Here is a 19,690-nt window from a genome sequence, read left to right as displayed (position 1 = left end):
ATCCTCACGGACAGCCTTGCTTAGATTAATAGAGATCAACCTATTAACAGATTCAGAATACGGCTGTTTCGGAGTCGAGGGGGAACACAATGACTCTTCAATCAGCACACAGTTTATTTAATACCACAAAATTGAATTACATTGAAGAGAACTCTTCCAATCAATGTCCTTCAGCTTCTTACCACGAAAGCTTCAAACCAATCAAACGTCTGGCAGGTATTCTGACTTACTCCGATTTACATTGCCTTCCCAAGAGCTAATCTCAGTGGCGGGGTTTTATGTAAACCTTCATTTGGAGCTTACAGCAGCGGGTCTGTCCAGGATTTGCACCTGATTCCCTTTTCATCACGCACTTCGCAAACGGAAATTTGTGACACCAAACTTGTATGACAAAAGTAATACTTTTCGGAGAAGTTTGGTCACATTTTATGTTAAATGATTCAACTTTTAAAAGATTGGTGTATCTTTGCACCGCGTCTGACGGGCTGTATAATGCCTGAGTTGCTGAAACACAGGCTTTAGACAAGACAAATCAATCGGAACGCTCATCCCTGAAACCACACAAAAATGGTTTTGCAGTACTAACCTAAAAATATTTTTATGGATGACAATGGACATAGAACTTATGAAAGAGCAAGTACTGGCTCTCATCGAATCTGGCGACAGACTTCAGCTAAAATCTTATCTTGATGAGTTGAACATTTCGGACATCGAACTTTTGGTCGATGGCATCCCCGAATATGCTCCGCTGATTATCGATTCGCTAAGTATTCACCGAGCAGTCAACGCTTTCCGTATTCTTGACAATCCAACGCAAGAGCGTGTGATCAAGAAACTACCAAATCACAAGATTTACGACATCATCAACGAATTGCCTCCGGATGACCGAACGTCATTTTTCGGTGAACTGAAAGATTCGGAATTGCAGCATCGTTTGATTTCTCTTTTATCGCCCGAAGATCGAAAAGAAGTATACACTCTCCTATCCTATCCCGAGGACAGCGTAGGACGATTGATGACTCCCGATTTTCTGGCAATTCCCGAACATTTCACGATAGAACAGGCTCTGAAATATATCCGAAAAAACGGAAAGGAATCGGAAACGATAGATGTGATTTATACACTGGACGAAAATGGTGTTTTGTTGGATGACTTACGTATCAAAGAATTACTGATCAACGAACCCAGCACCGTTATATCAAGCCTGCGGGACAAGCATCTAATTTCGTTGGATGTAATGATGCCTGCCGAAGAGGCTATTCAGGTCTTTAAAATGAATAATCGTGTAGCTCTACCCGTTATCGATTCGAGTGGCGTGCTACTTGGCATTGTTACAATTGACGATATACTATGGGTTGCTGACGAAGAGTTCTCGGAAGATATGCAACGTATCGGGGGTACTGCCGCTTTGGAAGAACCTTATTTGGATATGCCTATTCATCAGCTAATAAAGAAACGTGCCGGATGGCTTATCGTTCTATTTTTAGGCGAGTTGCTGACAGCTTCGGTCATGCAACACTACGAAGAACAGCTGGCGCAAGTCATTGTACTGGCCTTATTTCTACCTCTGATGATTTCGAGCGGCGGTAACAGCGGTTCGCAGGCTTCAACTCTGATTATTCAGGCGATGGCAATCGGTGAGGTAAAACTGAAAGATTGGTGGCGCGTATTCAAACGTGAAATTGTTTCAGGTCTCAGTCTTGGGATTATTCTGGGAATTATAGGTATGATACGAATCTATATCTGGCATATGATTTTTCCCGATCTGTATGGCGAGCATTGGATCATGGTTGCTACAACTGTATCGTTGTCGCTTGTAGGAATCGTCTTATGGGGATCGCTCATCGGATCGATGTTGCCATTTATATTACGTCGCTTGGGAGCCGATCCGGCTACTTCGTCTGCGCCTTTCGTTGCAACGATAGTCGATGTTACGGGGCTGATCATCTATCTAGGCATTGCTAGTATAATATTCGGATCGATGATGTAAAGAACTGAAAACAGAATAAGTATAAAAGAGAAAAGCGTAAACCATTAATGATTTACGCTTTTTTATATTCATACGATTATCAAACTGTAGGTAGGCTCATACCCGTAATTTTGCGATAGAGATCGAGCGCATAAACATCGGTCATACCCGATACAAAGTCTAATACAGCCAAAATTCGTTCGTAAAGCAATGGCGAATCAAATTCGTATTGCTCAGGAATACGACTCAGAATGAGCTTAGAATATTGTGCATTGGGTGTTTCGATAGCTTTGATGAGTGTATCAAGCAAAAAGCCGATAATGCGATGTCCGGCCAATTCGATATCTACTACATCTTTCGCTTTGTAGATACGCTTCACGCTAACTTCGGTACAGCGTTTGTATGCTGCATTCTGCATCGGCGCAATATGCTTCACCAAAGCTCCGTCAAATTCTCCGGCTAGAATCTTTTGCTCATTCTCCATAAAAGTTCTGACACACTGATTGATCAGCACTCCAATGACACTTGAACGCAAATAAGCGATCTGTTCATTTGTGTCGCTTACGAAATTGTCGATATAGTATAGCTTTTTCTGCTGTTTCTCTTCAGTAAAAAAATTCAAGAAAAGATCAAAGACCTCGTCTTTCGACAGAATACCCAGTTTGTGAGCATCTTCTATATCCATTATTTTGTAACATATATCGTCTGCTGCCTCAACCAGATAAACTAATGGATGACGACAATAGCGCAAAGGATCGTCACATAGTCGTATCATACCCAAATCGTCGGCAATGGTTTTAAAGTCTTCTTCTTCGGCTTGGAAAAATCCGAATTTACCTTTTGCTCCGACTGCTGAATATGGGTATTTGGCAATAGAAGCCAATGTAGAATATGTCAATACGAAGCCACCTCGACGACGTCCTTTGAACTGATGTATCAGCAAACGGATTGAGTTTGCATTTCCTTCGAAATTGATAAAATCTTCCCAGCGACCTCCTTCGTCCACAACTTTTTCTTTCAGATATGCTCCGTTACCTTCCGAGAAATAGCTCGAAATAGCTGTTTCGCCCGAATGCCCGAACGGAGGATTTCCCAAATCGTGTGCCAAACAGCCTGCCGATACGATTGAACCAATATGCGCAAAGGGCGCTTTCGACTCTGGGTATCTTGCTCGAAGTTCGTTACCGACAATATCGCCCAACGATCTACCAACACTCGACACCTCGATACTATGTGTCAAGCGATTGTGTACGAAAATGCTTCCCGGCAAAGGGAAAACCTGTGTTTTATTTTGTAGTCGGCGAAACGGCGACGAGAAAATCATGCGATCATAATCGCGCTGAAAGTCGCTACGTTCTTGTGTATCATCGTGAAATTGCTCCATACCGAAGCGCTTCGAAGTTAAAAGTCTTTCCCAATTCATCATAGAGATAATTTTATACTTCAAAGATAATTATTTACTTTTAATCGGAATGTTTATCTATACAGTAAGCGATCTTTGATATCTTTATAGGTAAATTATTTATAGATAGGAACAACGATAAATCTGTACACAAGTGTTACTTTTTAGAACAATAATCGATAATAGTTTGGAGTGCCTCGGTATTTGTAGTTTCGGATAGATTTATCCACAGCGTATTTTGGTCACGTTTGAACCAAGTCATCTGCTTGCGCGAATAGATACGTGTATTTTGTTTGATTTTTTCGATGGCAAAATCCAGAGTCCACTCGCCATCCAAGTATTTGAACATCTCTTTGTAGCCAACAGTATTCAATGAGTTTAGCTGTCGTTTCGGATAGAAAAGCTTCGCTTCGTCCAGTAGACCATCTTCCATCATCTGATCGACACGGCGATTGATACGATCGTACAATTCCTCACGATTGCGCATCAAGCCAATACGCTTTATTTCGAAAGGACGTTCTTTTTTCGTACGTGTACGGAAACTCGAGTATGGTTTGCCCGTCATCAGACAAACTTCCAAAGCATGAATTACTCGTTTGTGATTTTTTAGATCTACCTGATCGTAGAATTCAGGATCAAGCATTTTTAACTGCTCACGAATCGGATCGAGTCCTTCTCTCTCGAATAGGTCGTACAGTTCCTTGCGCAACTCTTCGTCGATAGTCGGAACATCGTCTATACCATAGCATAATGCATCTACGTACATCATCGATCCACCCGTAGCTACAACATTATCTTTGACTTTATGCTCTTCGCCGATAATACGTAAGGCTTCTTGTTCGAATTCGCTGGCATTGTAGTAATCTTCTACATCCAGCATCCCTACAAGATGGTGTTTCACAACACTCATCTGCTCGGCTGTAGGAGCCGCCGTTCCGATCTCCAGTCCACGATAAAACTGACGCGAATCGGACGAAATAATTGAAGCATCGAAATGTTTTGCCAAATCGATGCTTATATCAGTTTTGCCAACGCCCGTTGGTCCCAGCAAAACAATCAGTTGTTTCATTCCAAATCTTTACCTCCGGCTTCGCCGAATTCGTCAAGACCTTCGAATCCGTCAGCATCCAATTCGTCAAGATCGTAACCTTCATCGCCGTAGAATTCTTCACCAATAACAGTAGTAGATGTTGCAACTAACGGCTCGAATTCGTCGAACTCGATATGTTGTTGCGGAGCATTACCTACCGATTTAGTACATACAGCCTTGTCAAGAGTTTTACCCGTAATGATCTCACGCAATTCCATAAAGAAAGCACGTTCGGTCATATAATCGAAAACATACATCAATTTCTGACGCTCATCCTCAAGCAAGTCGCTCAAACGAGTAGCCTCCATTGTATACGAATCTTCTTCCGAGCTGGTATCCATCTCTACAAGTGTAATTTCCTGTTCTTTTTCCCAATCATCGCTGCATATAAAGAATGATGTCATATCATCTTCTTTATAATTAACAGACTCAGATATAGCATGATGCAGTTCAAGGAAGCTGGCATCGCTATCAATTTGAATTTCTCTTCTGAAATCGTCTACTTCATCTGATAGTAGTAGGAAACGAAATATCATTATTGTCTAAGTTTAATTATTTACGCTTCAAAAATAGTAAATTTATAGTAGCAAATAATAAATATCTGAATCATTTGATACAGCAAAATACGATATTTATACGAATGATGTTAAAAGCATCGATTAATTTGTTTTTCTCAGAAAAACATTGCTTATTTGCTATCTGAAATAACACTAACGAAAACTTCAAAAAACAATAGCCTATAGAATATACATTACTCTTGACTAAAATAACATATAAGAGATAATGGAAACATTGAGATCAATGACCGACGAAATGTTGGTTCATCTATATTCTGATGGCAATAATAAATCGTTTGATATTTTATTAGAACGTCACAAACAGTCGTTGTATAACTACATTTACTTTATTGTTCGTGATCGCGATCTGACTGAAGATATCTTTCAAGATACCTTTATTAAAGCTATTGTCAATATCAAACAAGGGCGTTATACCGAGAATGGCAAATTCAAGGCATGGATTACGCGTATAGCCCACAATCTGATAATCGATCACTTCCGTCAAATCAAGAATGAAAATACAACATCAAACGATGAGTCGGCAGTAGATCTGCTTAACAACCCTTCATTGTGTGAGTCAACGATCGAAGACCACATCATACAAAGTCAGATTACAGCTGATATTCAGAAACTCATTTCATTCCTGCCTGACAATCAGCGTGAGGTACTCGAGATGCGTTATTACAAAGACATGAGCTTCAAAGAGATCTCCGACATCACAGGTGTCAGCATCAATACAGCCTTGGGGCGTATGCGATATGCCATTCTGAATATCCGTCGCATGACTGAAGAAAATCAGATATCATTAACAATTTAAATATAGAAGTCTAATAGTAGTTTAAAGTAAAAAGTAACTTATCATTAGAGAACCGGTCCTTTTGTGAAAAAGCACCGGTTTTTACTTGATTCGCAAGACTTAATATTACTTTTATTAGTTTGTATTCTTTCTTTCAATTCACACCAATCTAAATAATTATCAATATCTTTGCCCTTACAAATTTTACATATTAATTTAAAGATACTTTGCTGATGCATTCATTGAGAGTACTATTCTTTTTTTCACTCACTTCATTATTCTTTTTTTCATCTTGTGACCTATTCAACGAGATAAAAAAAGAAGAAGACAAAGTGGAAGCTATCAACAAACGAATACAAGACATAGCCACTTCAGACGATTCTGCCGAAAACAAGATCGTCTTATTCAATAACATTCTAGCAGAAACAGATTCTACTATCAAAAGTGTGACACTGAAAGATCGTCCATTCGTCATGTGCTATACTTACCTTAGCTCATGTTACTTCGTACTAGATAGCACAGATAAGGTATTGGAACTTAACGATAAAATACTAAAAATCAGCCCAAATATTGTCCAAGCATATTTCAATAAAGGAAATGTATATTACAAAGATGGAGATTATAAGAAGGCGATAGCTCAGTATGACGAAGCACTGGGTAGAGATGGTACTCTTATGCAAGTATTGAATAATAGAGCCTATGCATACACACAGACTGGAGAAAAGGCCAAAGCCATATCGGACTATGAAAGGATGATCAGACTTGGCTCGAAAACCATAGCTGTATACATCAATCTGGCTGAGCTATACTTAGACAACAACAATCTTGAAGAAGCTAAAAAGCAATACAATAAAGCAATTAGAATTGACTCGCTGAATGCAATTATCTATTACAACAGAGGTCTTGTTTTTCAGATTGAAGGCGATTATAAGAAAGCTTTCAAAGACTTTGATAAAGCAATCAGTCTTGATTCACTACTGATAGGGACTTACAATAACAGAGGTATCATATACACCGAAATAGGCGACTATAACAAAGCGATTGCCGATTTTGACTATGCACTGCAATACGATACAGAATCTCCGATGCTTTACAATAACAAAGGCGTTGTACTTCTAAAAAATCTGGACTTCGATCGTGCTCTTAAATTATTCGACAAAGCCATCAGACTTGACTCAACATATGCCGAAGCATATTTCAACAAAGGGCTAATTTATCAGGCTCAGAAGAAATACACCAAAGCATTGGATTTCTATTCGCAAGCCATAGATATTGACTCTACTTATCTGGCACCGTACTCTAACAAAGGGAATATTTATATCGAGCTAGATCGGTATAAAGATGCTATCAGCATATACAACAGAGCTTTGGAGCAAGACAAATCGAACCCCGAACTTTACTATAACCTATCATTAGCTTACGAAAAAAACAAAGAGCTTAAAAAAGCTATCGAAGGCTATAAAAAAGCAATCTCGCTGGACAATGATAACAAATACGGAGTAAAAGCAATAGCCGAAGAAAGACTTAAAAAATTAGAAGCTTCGTTATAATTTAAGTTCTACTGCAATAATTACTATCAGCTTTTCCGTTATAATGATTACATTTGTCGACTGATAACAAGTGTAAAAATTGCATCATGAATATATATAGTTCGAGCCTTTGCTTTATTACTTCAAATGTTTGGGTTACCATCCTTTTCGTTTTTCTGATCATTTTACTCCTCTCTGTACTATGGTTTCTGTATAATTGGAGAAAACGTGCAACAAATGAAAATGCCAGTATACGTACTTTTAGCAGCAAAATACAGAACACGCTAAACAAACTGGATACTCCCCAAGAAAAGATTGATGCCTTGAACTACGCTCTGGAGCGCGTAGAATCGAACGATGAATATCGCAAGAATCTCGCTTGGAGAAGTGGACTGCTGATCACAGTATATCTATATATGGTAATGGAGTACGACAAGATGCAAGATCACCAGAATATCATCAAAACATGCGACAGCATTATTGAACTAAACACTAAACATGCTCTGACTTATTACAACAGAGGTTATACATATCTACGTATGCAAAAGTACAACGAAGCGGCTACCGATTTGGATACATACCTCAACCTTGACAAGAAGGATAAATGCGGATTGCGATCCGAAGCCGAAAAACTATTTGCTGAAGCGGCAAAACATATCCCATCTTCAAATTAAAAGTAACAACTTAAAGTTAAATAAGAGCGGCAGGAAAATCCTGACCGCTCTTCCTTTTACTCTTAAAAGGACTATATCATTCCTTATTCTTTCAAATAAGATTCGACCAAGGTAACCCAATAAGTAGCTCCTATTGGAATAATTTCATCATTGAAATCGAATGCCGGATTGTGCGGTGCTGTCCTATCCGGCTCATCGCCATCACCAATCATAAAATAACATCCATTAGGATTGGCTTCGAGCATAAAAGCAAAATCCTCGCTGCCCATTGTTCCATTTTGTAAAGTATGGACTTTTTCTTGTCCAAACATTTTTGTCGCCAGATCCTTTGCATAAACTGTAGCTTCCTTGCCATTCACAAGTACTGGACTGGCATTCACATGATCTATCGTAACACTTGCTCCGAAACTTTTTGCCTGCATGTCGGCTATTTCATTTATTCTCCTCAACACCAATTCGCGTGTCGCATTATCCATGCACCGAACGGTAAGTTTCATCAAAGCTTTCTCATTTATTATATTAGGGGCATCGCCTGCTTGTATGGAACCAATAGTAATCACAGCCGGATTGAGTGGAGAAACATTTCTCGACACAATAGTTTGCAAAGCTGTGGCAACATAACAAGCAACAAGCGTAGCATCTATCCCATTTTCGGGCATAGCGCCATGCGCACCCTTTCCTTTGACTTCGATATGTATCGTATCTGATGAAGCCATCATCGGACCTTCTTTAAATACAAAATGCCCCATTGGGAATCCCGGCATATTGTGATAAGCAAAAATTGCATCGCATGGAAACTTGTCAAACAACCCATCGTCGAGCATAACTCTACCACCATACAACAGCTCTTCAGCCGGTTGGAATATAAGGTGCACTGTCCCATTAAAATTTTTATGTTCTGACAGATACTTAGCAGCACACAACAATGTTGTAGTATGTCCATCGTGCCCACAACCATGAAAACGATTTGCTATTTTACTTGTCCACGCCTTTCCCGTATTCTCAGTCATAGGCAAAGCATCCATATCAGCTCTCAGACCAATAGTTTTCTTGCCATTACCGGCTTCCAGAGTAGCTACTATTCCCGTAGTTGCCATTCCCCGATTGACCTCATAGCCCCAGTCGGTTAAAAGTTTTGCCACCAAATCACTTGTGTTAACCTCTTCGAATCCTACCTCAGGATTTTCGTGTAAGTGATGTCTTATATCTATAAAGCGATTGACATCTTTCCTTATCTCTTCCAAAATTTCATTCATAATGAGTCTTTTTTTATTCTATACAAGTTACACAAAATACAGAATAGATATACTATCCGAATTCTTAAAAAAACAGAGTATTCATTAAACTTTACTAGCGGCCTCAGCCCCGAGAATAACAAGCTGTATATAAACCAATTACATACACCACATATGTATTTCTATATAATTAAGTGTATTTGTATGAAAAATTACCTTATTTTTGCAGGCAATGATTATTTAACACAAAGCAAGAATAATCGAATTATTGACAAATAAAATATTTTCACACAAGTACCCTGAGTACATAATACAAACTAATCATTTTAAACATTTATGAAAAAGTTATTATTTTCTTTATTTACATTAAGCATCTTATTCGTTGTTTCAGCTTGTAGCAGCGACGATGATCCAAAAGTAGAAAAGCTCTTATCAGATGCTCCAGTAGAACAAATTATCGACTTAGTTGGCAATAAAGACTATACAGTAGAAACCCCGCTAAAATCAGCAACATTAAATGAATTATTAAAGGGCGCTAAAGCTATTGATGGTTCTATCTATGATGGATTGGCAACTATTAGTAAAGGTGATATACAACTAAGTAAAACAACATTAAAAATTGTTGGTTTACCTACAACAACTACTCTAAAAAACTTCAAGATTAATATTAATGGACTTGAACATTCATTCGGTGATATTACTGCTGGTAATGCTGATCTAAATATTGGTAAAAACACTGACTTCCTAAATAAAGCATTTGAGAGAGTAATGTCAAGCAAAAAAATGGAAAGCAAGGTAACCTTTTCACCTTCAGAAACAACTACAGAAGATGTTAAGCTTGAAATTATTCTTGTAGGACAATTTTCATACTGGGTTAAACAATAAGATCCTTCTTAAACTATAGATAAAAAAGGTTGTCCTAAATGGACAACCTTTTTGTTTTTTACTATTTTATATGAAATATTGGCATCACATAAGGCTTGGTTTCCCACTTACCCGTCCAAGGGTTCAGCTCTCGATTGACACCTGCTTCGACACTAATTGTCTGATTAATCTTAAATTCGATACCGCCGCCATACATATTTTGCGGATTCATCATCACACTTCTGTTAACTACACTACTTCCGTTTCCATGACGTAAAGAGTATCGTCCGCGCATATGAAACTTAACACGTTCGTGAGCGCGTATACCGATATGACCATTCAGCCCATAATCGTTAAAATGATTTCCAAAGAACTCGTAACGCTCAGTATATAAACCCGGATTGAATTCTAGCCAATCTGTTATCTGATAATCGAACTGCATTCCGGCCGAAGCAACCGGGCGGAATCCATACCCTATCTGCCCCGGAACTTCGGGATACAAAGCATCAATCATACTACCCAATCCTGCATCTCTGCGATAAACAGAGTAATCTCCAAATACGCTTAGATTCATCCGATCATTGAAACGGTATGCCGCTCTGGCACTTAGAATCGTTTCGCCTAGCTGTCGTCCGTGCTGTCTATATTTACTGATAGTCGTTCCCCCTGAGACAAGAAGTTTATCAGTCAACATACGGTTGTACATGGCAGTAGCCGTAGTAATATGTCCAATGGTAGGCATTGTGGCATGGTATGATCCTCCACTAACCCACGATCTATTATCTAAAGGTGTAATTCCACTATAATTATAGTCATTGGCAAATGGAAAACGTGTATTTTCCAATTCGAGAGGTGGCCCATCATAGAAAACATCGTGCGGCAATTGAATATCAAACACCGATACATCCACATCCTTTATATTGCGCGGCAAAGCCGTTTTTTTATGCGAAGTTTCTGCCCTCGTTCCATTCGAATTGTATAATCTGAAATCACGAATACTTCGAGGAACGAATATCTTATTATCAGGCAAGCCTACTTTCGGGTTATCGTCCAATACAGATGTAGAAATACGAACCGTATCTTGCGTCTCTCCTACCTGAGAAAACACTGATGCAGATATAATTACAAATGCGGATATCGTTAATAGCTTTCTCATAATTATCATTTTGGGGCTATCAGTACAAAGTTAATAATTTATAGCAAAGAGTTTGTTACTTGACAAGCATTTCACGAAAATTGACATCCTTCTGATTCTCAATCTATATTATGTTAAAAAGTAACACTTGTATACACATTTTCATTATTTATTTTTTGCTCACTTAGCCTTTTGTTTACTATTTCATTATCTTTATCATATAGATAAAAATATTACAGACACATTTATTTTACTAAGTTTACACTTCATCGCAAAATAAGATAAATACCAATGATACAATTTCAGCAGACATTGACCGACAAAGAATACAACAAAGCATTCTTCAAGCACTATTTCAAGGCTAAATACAGATATTTGACTCCTGTTTTAGGATACTTTTTCATAATACTTGCCATTATTGCTATTATCGTTGGATTAGCAATCGGTGGAGATATTATCCTGAATGCAATAGTACCAATAGTTATTGGGCTATTTTTTGTACTGAGCCCATATCTCACAGTTCGAAGTTGGACAAAGAACATGAAATCATCGAAGCTATTTTCGGCAACTACCAATTATCAGATTACTGATGATGACAAAATAATAGGGACTATAGGTGACAATACATCCACTACTAATCTTAGCGACCTGCATTCATTCTACAATAAAGGCCGTTTCTTGATGTTATACATTAGCAAAGCACAATTCTTTATACTCGACAAACAGCAATTATCGCTCGATCAGATAGAATATATTACCGATAAGCTCAAACGACTAGGCATAAAAGAAGATTAAATAACACATTATTAACATCTGATTATATGCCTCTTATGAAAGTCTAATAGACAATACATTTATCCTGATAGAATAATTATATTAAATTAGAATCGTTATAAATAATAATAATCTACATTATTCATTAAATTTGTGCATTCAAACTAAAACAAAGGAGTACACATTATGATGAAATTTTTAGAGCTAGACATTTTCAAAAAAAGAGAAGATCTCGGTTTATTGATATTAAGACTTTCAGTCGGAGTACTAATGCTATTACACGGTATTGCTAAACTTCAGCATGGCGTAGGCCCTATCGAAGGTATTATTACATCAGCCGGATTACCAGCATTTCTTACATACGGAGTATATCTGGGCGAAGTAGTTGCACCATTGTTCATCATCTTCGGATTCGGAACACGAGCAGCAGCTTTAGTCCTTGCCGGCAACTGCGTTGTTGCAGCTTTAACAGCACATGCCGCTGATATTATATCACTCAACACTACTGGCGGATGGGGAGTTGAACTACTTGGTTTATACTTCTTCGGAGCATTGGCTCTTGTATTTACAGGTGGTGGAAAATATGCTCTGAGCCGCAAATATATATGGGATTAATCTTTACAAAACTATAAATTTAAAAGTGCCGTTTTCGAATCTGAAATCGGCACTTTTATTATATCTTTGCGCGATTTTTATTACCTACTCGAAATGAATTTAACAGGTTTACTTACAATCCTTATGTTGGTAGTATCCAACGTATTTATGACATTTGCATGGTATGGTCATCTCAAGATGAAAGAATACTCGTGGTTTGCGGGCTTGTCCATCTTCGGTGTCATCATGATCAGTTGGGCAGTAGCTTTTTTCGAATACTGCTTTCAGGTTCCAGCCAATCGCATGGGATTTATCGGCAATGGTGGTCCGTTTTCGTTGATTCAGCTGAAGGTTATTCAAGAAGTTATCACACTGGTGGTCTTTGTAGTATTCAGCACTTTGGCATTCAAAACCGAATCGTTCCGCTGGAATCACCTACTGGCCTTCATCCTGCTGATCATAGCCGTTTATCTGGTATTCAAAAAGTAAAAAACAGATAAAACAGATTTTAGTACCTTTGCAATGTAAAATCAACAACAAGAATATGTCGAAAGTAATTCTCATCACAGGAGCATCGTCGGGAATAGGTAAAGCTTGCAGCGAATACCTCGTTCAGAAAGGTCATACAGTATACGGAACAAGCCGCAAGGCTATGACTTCCGATCTGCCAAATATGCACTTCGTACAGATGGATGTTACCGATCGCCAATCCGTGATTGACGGCGTTGCCCGGGTCATTGAAAAAGAAGGACATATAGATGTAGTGATGAACAATGCCGGTATGGGAATCATGGGTTCATTGGAACTCGCTACCGAAGAAGAAGTACGTTTGCAGATGGATGCTAATTTTCACGGAGTGGTAAATGTGTGCTCGGCCGTAGTTCCATATATGCGCAAACGCCGTTCGGGTCACGTTATCAATGTCAGCTCCATAGGCGGTGTTATGGGATTGCCCTACCAGGGATTCTACTCGGCTTCGAAATTTGCTGTCGAAGGTTATAGCGAAGCACTTTCGCTGGAACTGCATCGCTTCGGATTGAAAGTTACGCTGATTGAACCGGGAGACTTCAACACCGGATTTACGGGCAATCGCAAATTATCTGAAGCCACTTTGGCTTGTGATGATTATCGCGAGAGCTTCAAGACAACACTCGGTTTAGTAGAAAAAGAAGAATTAGGCGGCAGTCATCCAATAAAAATAGCCAAAGCTATTGATAAAATCATCAACAAAAAGAACCCACCATTCCGCTACCCTATCGGCAACTTCGAGCAAGTTCTGTCTATCTATGTTAAGCGATTGTTACCATCCAAATGGTACAGCGCAATTCTAAGAAGTTATTATAAAGTACATTGACATACTTTGATAACCAACTTTAATTGATGTATCGTTCCAACAATTCTATTCGCTGCATATCTTTATTGCGGCCAAACAAAAGCATTATTCTTCTTAATTCCTCCAGAGTTGGAACTTTCACCGCAAATTCTCCGACACTAACTTCCTTATAATCATTCACAGACACCTCAATCCACTGATTATCTTTCATCACTAGCAGATCGCCCATAACCTCGACATCCATCAATGGCAAATGATATCGCGAAAAATCTGATTTAAATAGCTCATCTTCCTTAGTCTTGGGATTCGGTTCTGCATACCGACACAACGATTCTTTCAATTTTGAGGAGCTAGCTTTTGAAGTCAGGATATCGACATCTTCAGTATAATCAATATCAACGCCCAATAAAATTAGAGCCGAAGCACCTATTATATATGAATCGGAAGTAATCTCTTTATATTCTTTTCCGATACAGATCAACGTTTCAATTATTTTATCTCTGATTTTCATAATTTGCGCATTAATGAAGTTCAGAATACTTCAAATCGTAAGCAATAAAGCTATCGTTCAAACGCTTAACTCGACTACTTACAACGCGTTCGTCGTGATAATATATTAAGGTGTAGTTATTATCAGCAGCCTCATTCAAGAAACGTTCTTTTTCGCTCACCGAACGGATAGCACTGACATCGTATGCCGAAATCCAATCGATAGGCACATGTGCTGCCGTAGGAATCAAGTCGCTAGGGACGGTTGTGATACCATCCTCAGTTTTTATTTGAACAAGAATCTGCCCATCAGAGTGTCCGTCGAAAAGTCGCAACTCAAGCCCTTCGCACAAATAGGTATCCTCATCTATAAGATTTAATAAGTCGGCATCGTATATCGGCTGAATTGTAGATGCAAAAATTGAATCACGCTCCAATCGATTCGGGTTCTCATAATTCTTCCACTGTTTTCTACTTAGCCAATACTTTGCATTTGGAAATGTAGGAACAAATCTACCATCATCAGTCGCACGCGTAGCCGAACCACAATGATCGAAATGCAGATGCGTCAGCACAACATCTGTAATATCACTGGCTGTAAATCCAAAGTTATCGAGAGAATCGGCAACATTTACGATATCCTGAGGTTGATAGTACGACATTTTTTCAACATCATGGATACCCATACCCAGATCAACCAGAATTTTACGATCGTCCGTTATTATCAAAACACATCGCATTGCCAAACGACAAAGATTGTCTTCGTCTGAATCGTATTTGCGTTTCCAAGCTCTTTTGGGAATAGCTCCGAACATGGCTCCACCATCGGCCATGATATAACCGCTTTCAATTATCTTTATTTCAATCATAGTACGAATATAAAAAAAAGGGGTAATTTCACAATCACCCCTTTCCAATAATAATCCAAATACCTAAATAATACTCATACTATTATAAAAACTTAACCTGTCAATCACAATTATAAACATCGACTATATCGAAATAGTTCATCGGCTTTTGATTTTTAACTTTTAATAACAAAAGCCTGATTTTTCGTCTATAATTTGATCAAATGTATCAACAAATTCATAGAAACAAGAAGATATGCTATACCATTTATCTATATCAGATATACACTTTCTATCAATAGAAAGCAGAATGTGATTGACTCTTCATTTTTTATGACTAATTTTGTACTCCCAAAATAAAATTATACGCGTAGTATGCTGCTAGCAAAAAAGTTAAAGCAAGAAAATATTGCCGAGTATCTTCTGTATATGTGGCAAATAGAAGATTTGATACGTGCCAACGGATTGGATATTGACCGCATCAAGAGTCAGATCGTAGACAAATACGACCAGACGGATGATGTGAAAAAAGAAATTGAAGATTGGTATGCAAATCTGATCGAGATGATGCGAATGGAGGGTAAAACCGAAAAAGGTCATCTCATAATCAACGAAAATGTCATTCGCGATCTGACCGAATTGCACCTGCAACTTCTGCAATCGAACAAAGAAACTGAATATTCACCTACTTACTACAAAACGCTCCCATTCATTGTCGAGCTGCGCTCTAAGTACGAAGACAAAACCATCCCCGAGTTAGAAACCTGCTTTACTGCTCTGTATGGTTTTCTGCTGATGCGACTTGAAGGCAAAACGATTTCGGGCGAAACACAAGCTGCTATTTCGCAAATCAGCTCGCTGCTCCGCATCTTATCGCAACGCTACAAAGCCGACCGCGAAGGGACACTAGAACTAGAATAAAACTTAATAAACGAAATGAATATATCTGATATTGAAATCATGGCTCCGGTGGGTTCATACGACTCACTAGCTGCAGCCATACAAGGAGGTGCCGATTCGGTTTACTTCGGAATCGAGGGATTGAATATGCGCGCACGTTCGTCGAACAATTTCACATTCGACGACATGAAAAACATAGCCAACATCTGCCGCGAGAATGGCATGAAAAGCTATCTGACTGTCAATACTATTATCTACGACAACGACATCAATCTGATGCATCAGATCGTCGATGCAGCCAAAGAAGCTCAGGTATCGGCAATCATTGCATCGGACGTATCAGTCATGATGTATGCACGCAGCATAGGTGTAGAAGTACACTTATCTACTCAGCTAAACATCACAAATACCGAAGCTCTGAAATTTTACGGACAATTTGCCGATGTGGTTGTTCTAGCGCGTGAATTGAACCTCGATCAGGTATCAGCAATTTATAAAGATATAGTTGATCAGCAGATCAAGGGACCTAACGGCGAACTTATCCGCATCGAAATGTTTGCACACGGAGCGCTTTGTATGGCTGTTTCGGGTAAATGTTATTTGAGCTTACACGAAAAAGATGTTTCGGCCAATCGCGGAGCATGCAACCAAATCTGTCGTCGCGGCTACATCGTAAAAGATAAGGATAGCGAAATAGAGCTTGAAATAGACAACGAATACATCATGTCGCCAAAGGACTTGAAAACTATCCACTTCATGAACAAAATGCTGGATGCCGGAGTACGCGTATTCAAGATAGAAGGACGCGCTCGTGGACCAGAATATGTACGTAAAGTAGTAGAATGCTACAAACAAGCAGCTCAAGCCTATTGCGACGGAACATTCACCGAAGAAAAGATAGAACAATGGAGCGAAAAATTGGCTACTGTTTTCAATCGTGGATTCTGGGATGGATATTATCTGGGACAACGCCTTGGCGAATGGTCTAGCAACTATGGTTCCGGAGCTACTAAGCGTAAGGTGTATATAGGAAAAGGACTGAAATTTTTCTCAAACATAGGTGTTGCCGAGTTCTTGATGGAAACTCAATCTTTATCGGTTGGCGACGAGATACTAATTACCGGACCAACAACTGGAGCCGTAAGCCAGATAGTAGAAGAAATACGTGTCGACCTGAAACCCGTTCAGACAACTGTAAAAGGAGAAAAATTCTCTATCAAAGTAACAGAAAAAGTTAGACCATCCGACAAACTATTCAAAATAGTGGATGCCAAACACGCTAAAACGCAATAAAAAAGGAAAAACTATATACTTTTGATTCTTTGTGCAGATATATATATTTTTAACAAATTAACCATTGTTTATAACAATCGTATTTATATATTTGCACAAAATTTAGAGATCAAAATATCATAAAATATAAAATATACGGGGACGGATATCAATTGGAAACTTTTGAAGCATAGATATTTTTCTTTCAACTTTGGGTCTTTAATTCTTAGCTTGCCTGTGAAGGTCGTCTCAGGATAACAACAAATCTATGTGTCCGTCCCATGTATTTTAAATACTTTTCCAAATAATCTTCACAGTGTCATTATATAGTATGCAATTAAAATATTACTTTTGTATGCTAATTTTGTAATGATCAATATCAAATAAAAATAAAATGTATAGAAATCATACTTGCGGTGAGTTAACAATAGCAAATGTTAACCAGAAAGTAACGCTTGCCGGATGGGTGCAAAAAGTTCGTAAACTTGGAGGTGGAATGACGTTCGTCGATTTGCGCGACAGATACGGACTGACTCAGTTGGCATTCAGCAAAGATGTGAATTCTGAACTTTACGAGCAATCGAACAAACTGGGACGCGAATTTGTACTTCAGATAGGAGGTACAGTTCAAGAACGTTCGAGCAAGAATATGAATATACCGACCGGCGAAATAGAAATCATCGTCGAATCGCTTAGAATACTCAATGCATCGGAAGTACCTCCTTTCACTATCGAAGACGAAACTGATGGAGGAGACGACCTGCGTATGAAATACCGTTATCTTGACTTGCGCCGTAATTCGGTTCGTAAGAATCTGGAGCTACGCCACAAGATAGCATTCGAAACACGTCGTTTTCTAGACGAGCGTCACTTCCTAGAAGTAGAAACACCAGTACTTATCGGCTCTACACCCGAAGGAGCACGCGACTTTATAGTGCCTTCGCGTATGAATCCGGGCGAATTTTATGCCTTGCCTCAATCGCCTCAGCTATTCAAACAATTGCTGATGGTATCGGGATTCGACCGCTATTTCCAAATCGTAAAATGTTTCCGCGACGAAGACCTTCGTGCCGATCGTCAGCCTGAGTTTACTCAGATCGACTGCGAAATGTCGTTCGTAGAACAAGAAGATGTATTGGAAATATTCGAAGGATTGGTTAAACACCTTTTCAAGAAAATGAAAGGTATTGATGTTGCTGATTTTCCGCGCATGTCATACGCTCATGCAATGAAATACTACGGATCAGACAAACCAGATACCCGCTTCGGTATGGAGTTCGTAGAATTGAAAGACCTTACCGTAGGCCGCGACTTCGGAGTATTCGATTCGGCTGAATATGTAGGTGCAATCTGTGCTAAGGGTGCAGCATCGTACACTCGTAAACAGTTGGATGCTTTGACAAACTTCGTTAAACGCCCTCAAATTGGCGCAAGCGGATTGATATACGCTCGCTACGAGCAAGATGGCACATTAAAATCGTCTGTAGATAAATTCTACAACCAAGAGGATTTCAAAAAATGGGCTGATCGTTGCCAGGCCGAACCAGGTGATTTGATTCTAATCATCTGTGGAGAGACTGAAAAAGCTCAAAAACAATTATGTGAACTTCGTCTTGAAGTTGGAGAACAACTAGGACTACGCGATAAGAATACATTCAGCTGCCTATGGGTTGTTGATTTCCCTCTACTGGAAAAAGACGAAGAGTTGGGACGTTACTTTGCAAAACATCACCCGTTCACCAGCCCGAAAGAAGAGGACTTCGGTCTTCTAGATACCGATCCGGGAGCAGTGCGTGCTAATGCTTACGACATGGTTATAAATGGCGTTGAAGTAGGTGGCGGATCAGTACGTATCCACAATAGCCAACTTCAGAACAAAATATTCTCGGTATTAGGCTTTACTGAAGAAAAAGCTCAAGCTCAGTTCGGATTCCTGATGAATGCATTCAAATATGGTGCACCACCTCATGCCGGATTAGCTTTTGGATTAGACAGACTTGTATCTCTATTTGCTGGACTTGATTCAATTCGCGATTGTATAGCATTCCCTAAAAACAATTCAGGCCGCGATATGATGATTGATGCTCCATCGAAAATAGATCAGGAACAACTTGACGAACTACATCTAAAAATAGATATCAAAGAGTAAAAACAAAAAGCGGAAACACGTTTTTTAGACACATATTATCAACAAATTAGCCCTGAAAATATATTATTATTTTTAGGGCT

The 19,690-nt window shown here is 39.0% G+C and carries 19 protein-coding genes and 1 riboswitch; of the genes, 12 read left to right on the top strand and 7 right to left on the bottom strand.

The window, feature by feature from the left end; genetic code table 11:
* Nucleotides 1-194: 194 nt before the first annotated feature.
* A riboswitch (cobalamin riboswitch) is annotated at nucleotides 195-396 on the bottom strand.
* 208 nt (nucleotides 397-604) lie between these two features.
* Nucleotides 605-1,990, top strand: coding sequence for a magnesium transporter (gene mgtE / locus C1A06_RS01585; RefSeq protein ID WP_101688463.1), 1,386 nt, complete (start codon nucleotides 605-607; stop codon nucleotides 1,988-1,990).
* Nucleotides 1,991-2,069: 79 nt separating this feature from the next.
* Here mgtE and dgt read toward each other — a convergent pair whose 3' ends face one another.
* The 3 genes from dgt to C1A06_RS01570 all read right to left on the bottom strand — a co-directional run bounded on the left by dgt (nucleotide 2,070) and on the right by C1A06_RS01570 (nucleotide 4,997).
* Nucleotides 2,070-3,392, bottom strand: a complete 1,323-nt coding sequence (gene dgt, locus C1A06_RS01580) for a dGTP triphosphohydrolase (RefSeq protein ID WP_101688580.1) — start codon at nucleotides 3,390-3,392, stop codon at nucleotides 2,070-2,072.
* A gap of 136 nt (nucleotides 3,393-3,528) precedes the next feature.
* Nucleotides 3,529-4,440: a tRNA (adenosine(37)-N6)-dimethylallyltransferase MiaA gene (gene miaA / locus C1A06_RS01575; protein WP_101688462.1), complete on the bottom strand. Its 912-nt coding sequence runs from the start codon at nucleotides 4,438-4,440 to the stop codon at nucleotides 3,529-3,531.
* Entirely contained in the window at nucleotides 4,437-4,997 is a 561-nt protein-coding gene (locus C1A06_RS01570) for an IS1096 element passenger TnpR family protein (protein ID WP_101688461.1), read from the bottom strand. The genes miaA and C1A06_RS01570 overlap by 4 nt, the downstream gene beginning before the upstream one ends.
* 247 nt (nucleotides 4,998-5,244) lie before the next feature.
* Here C1A06_RS01570 and C1A06_RS01565 point away from each other — a divergent pair, with 247 nt between their 5' ends.
* The 3 genes from C1A06_RS01565 to C1A06_RS01555 all read left to right on the top strand — a co-directional run bounded on the left by C1A06_RS01565 (nucleotide 5,245) and on the right by C1A06_RS01555 (nucleotide 8,017).
* Nucleotides 5,245-5,835, top strand: a complete 591-nt coding sequence (locus C1A06_RS01565) for an RNA polymerase sigma factor (protein WP_101688460.1) — start codon at nucleotides 5,245-5,247, stop codon at nucleotides 5,833-5,835.
* Between the two features lie 212 nt (nucleotides 5,836-6,047).
* Nucleotides 6,048-7,364 (top strand): tetratricopeptide repeat protein, encoded by a 1,317-nt coding sequence (locus C1A06_RS01560; RefSeq protein ID WP_101688459.1) that lies wholly within the window; start codon nucleotides 6,048-6,050, stop codon nucleotides 7,362-7,364.
* A gap of 86 nt (nucleotides 7,365-7,450) precedes the next feature.
* Entirely contained in the window at nucleotides 7,451-8,017 is a 567-nt protein-coding gene (locus C1A06_RS01555; RefSeq protein WP_101688458.1) for a tetratricopeptide repeat protein, read from the top strand.
* An 83-nt stretch (nucleotides 8,018-8,100) separates the two neighbouring features.
* Here the strand turns inward: C1A06_RS01555 and C1A06_RS01550 are convergent, their stop codons facing one another.
* Complete coding sequence (locus C1A06_RS01550; RefSeq protein WP_101688457.1) at nucleotides 8,101-9,273, bottom strand: M20 aminoacylase family protein; 1,173 nt, start codon at nucleotides 9,271-9,273, stop codon at nucleotides 8,101-8,103.
* 315 nt (nucleotides 9,274-9,588) lie between these two features.
* On the opposite strand from C1A06_RS01550, the gene C1A06_RS01545 reads away from it, so the two are divergent.
* Nucleotides 9,589-10,137, top strand: coding sequence for a hypothetical protein (locus tag C1A06_RS01545; RefSeq protein WP_101688456.1), 549 nt, complete (start codon nucleotides 9,589-9,591; stop codon nucleotides 10,135-10,137).
* 61 nt (nucleotides 10,138-10,198) lie between these two features.
* Here C1A06_RS01545 and C1A06_RS01540 read toward each other — a convergent pair whose 3' ends face one another.
* A complete protein-coding gene (locus tag C1A06_RS01540) occupies nucleotides 10,199-11,272 on the bottom strand; it encodes a hypothetical protein (protein ID WP_101688455.1) in 1,074 nt (357 codons plus the stop codon).
* Nucleotides 11,273-11,542: 270 nt separating this feature from the next.
* Here C1A06_RS01540 and C1A06_RS01535 point away from each other — a divergent pair, with 270 nt between their 5' ends.
* From C1A06_RS01535 to kdsR, 4 genes are all read left to right on the top strand, one after another.
* Nucleotides 11,543-12,046 (top strand): YcxB family protein, encoded by a 504-nt coding sequence (locus tag C1A06_RS01535; RefSeq protein WP_101688454.1) that lies wholly within the window; start codon nucleotides 11,543-11,545, stop codon nucleotides 12,044-12,046.
* Between the two features lie 165 nt (nucleotides 12,047-12,211).
* A complete protein-coding gene (locus tag C1A06_RS01530) occupies nucleotides 12,212-12,640 on the top strand; it encodes a DoxX family protein (protein ID WP_245871978.1) in 429 nt (142 codons plus the stop codon).
* A 93-nt stretch (nucleotides 12,641-12,733) separates the two neighbouring features.
* Complete coding sequence (locus C1A06_RS01525) at nucleotides 12,734-13,108, top strand: DMT family protein (RefSeq protein ID WP_101688453.1); 375 nt, start codon at nucleotides 12,734-12,736, stop codon at nucleotides 13,106-13,108.
* Nucleotides 13,109-13,163: 55 nt separating this feature from the next.
* Nucleotides 13,164-13,973, top strand: a complete 810-nt coding sequence (gene kdsR, locus C1A06_RS01520; protein WP_101688452.1) for a 3-ketodihydrosphingosine reductase — start codon at nucleotides 13,164-13,166, stop codon at nucleotides 13,971-13,973.
* Between the two features lie 19 nt (nucleotides 13,974-13,992).
* On the opposite strand, the gene C1A06_RS01515 is transcribed toward kdsR, so the two are convergent.
* Together C1A06_RS01515 and C1A06_RS01510 are read right to left on the bottom strand one after the other, a co-directional pair.
* Nucleotides 13,993-14,463, bottom strand: coding sequence for a hypothetical protein (locus C1A06_RS01515; RefSeq protein WP_101688451.1), 471 nt, complete (start codon nucleotides 14,461-14,463; stop codon nucleotides 13,993-13,995).
* Between the two features lie 10 nt (nucleotides 14,464-14,473).
* Nucleotides 14,474-15,310, bottom strand: coding sequence for an MBL fold metallo-hydrolase (locus C1A06_RS01510; protein ID WP_101688450.1), 837 nt, complete (start codon nucleotides 15,308-15,310; stop codon nucleotides 14,474-14,476).
* 354 nt (nucleotides 15,311-15,664) lie between these two features.
* On the opposite strand from C1A06_RS01510, the gene C1A06_RS01505 reads away from it, so the two are divergent.
* From C1A06_RS01505 to aspS, 3 genes are all read left to right on the top strand, one after another.
* Nucleotides 15,665-16,210, top strand: a complete 546-nt coding sequence (locus C1A06_RS01505; protein ID WP_101688449.1) for a DUF4924 family protein — start codon at nucleotides 15,665-15,667, stop codon at nucleotides 16,208-16,210.
* A 15-nt stretch (nucleotides 16,211-16,225) separates the two neighbouring features.
* Nucleotides 16,226-17,482, top strand: a complete 1,257-nt coding sequence (locus tag C1A06_RS01500) for a peptidase U32 family protein (RefSeq protein ID WP_101688448.1) — start codon at nucleotides 16,226-16,228, stop codon at nucleotides 17,480-17,482.
* A 373-nt stretch (nucleotides 17,483-17,855) separates the two neighbouring features.
* Nucleotides 17,856-19,610, top strand: a complete 1,755-nt coding sequence (gene aspS / locus C1A06_RS01495) for an aspartate--tRNA ligase (RefSeq protein WP_101688447.1) — start codon at nucleotides 17,856-17,858, stop codon at nucleotides 19,608-19,610.
* Nucleotides 19,611-19,690 lie beyond the last annotated feature (80 nt).

Origin of the sequence: Dysgonomonas massiliensis, from assembly GCF_900240225.1 — a bacterium.
Classification (GTDB): Bacteria; Bacteroidota; Bacteroidia; order Bacteroidales; family Dysgonomonadaceae; genus Dysgonomonas; species Dysgonomonas massiliensis.
Note: the sequence above shows the minus strand (reverse complement) of the source record. Positions and strands in the feature narration are given on the sequence as shown.

Coding starts and splice junctions, on each gene's coding strand:
- mgtE (WP_101688463.1), top strand. CDS start 605: ATGACAATGGACATAGAACTTATGAAAGAGCAAGTACTGGCTCTCATC.
- dgt (WP_101688580.1), bottom strand. CDS start 3,392: ATGAATTGGGAAAGACTTTTAACTTCGAAGCGCTTCGGTATGGAGCAA.
- miaA (WP_101688462.1), bottom strand. CDS start 4,440: ATGAAACAACTGATTGTTTTGCTGGGACCAACGGGCGTTGGCAAAACT.
- C1A06_RS01570 (WP_101688461.1), bottom strand. CDS start 4,997: ATGATATTTCGTTTCCTACTACTATCAGATGAAGTAGACGATTTCAGA.
- C1A06_RS01565 (WP_101688460.1), top strand. CDS start 5,245: ATGGAAACATTGAGATCAATGACCGACGAAATGTTGGTTCATCTATAT.
- C1A06_RS01560 (WP_101688459.1), top strand. CDS start 6,048: ATGCATTCATTGAGAGTACTATTCTTTTTTTCACTCACTTCATTATTC.
- C1A06_RS01555 (WP_101688458.1), top strand. CDS start 7,451: ATGAATATATATAGTTCGAGCCTTTGCTTTATTACTTCAAATGTTTGG.
- C1A06_RS01550 (WP_101688457.1), bottom strand. CDS start 9,273: ATGAATGAAATTTTGGAAGAGATAAGGAAAGATGTCAATCGCTTTATA.
- C1A06_RS01545 (WP_101688456.1), top strand. CDS start 9,589: ATGAAAAAGTTATTATTTTCTTTATTTACATTAAGCATCTTATTCGTT.
- C1A06_RS01540 (WP_101688455.1), bottom strand. CDS start 11,272: ATGAGAAAGCTATTAACGATATCCGCATTTGTAATTATATCTGCATCA.
- C1A06_RS01535 (WP_101688454.1), top strand. CDS start 11,543: ATGATACAATTTCAGCAGACATTGACCGACAAAGAATACAACAAAGCA.
- C1A06_RS01530 (WP_245871978.1), top strand. CDS start 12,212: ATGATGAAATTTTTAGAGCTAGACATTTTCAAAAAAAGAGAAGATCTC.
- C1A06_RS01525 (WP_101688453.1), top strand. CDS start 12,734: ATGAATTTAACAGGTTTACTTACAATCCTTATGTTGGTAGTATCCAAC.
- kdsR (WP_101688452.1), top strand. CDS start 13,164: ATGTCGAAAGTAATTCTCATCACAGGAGCATCGTCGGGAATAGGTAAA.
- C1A06_RS01515 (WP_101688451.1), bottom strand. CDS start 14,463: ATGAAAATCAGAGATAAAATAATTGAAACGTTGATCTGTATCGGAAAA.
- C1A06_RS01510 (WP_101688450.1), bottom strand. CDS start 15,310: ATGATTGAAATAAAGATAATTGAAAGCGGTTATATCATGGCCGATGGT.
- C1A06_RS01505 (WP_101688449.1), top strand. CDS start 15,665: ATGCTGCTAGCAAAAAAGTTAAAGCAAGAAAATATTGCCGAGTATCTT.
- C1A06_RS01500 (WP_101688448.1), top strand. CDS start 16,226: ATGAATATATCTGATATTGAAATCATGGCTCCGGTGGGTTCATACGAC.
- aspS (WP_101688447.1), top strand. CDS start 17,856: ATGTATAGAAATCATACTTGCGGTGAGTTAACAATAGCAAATGTTAAC.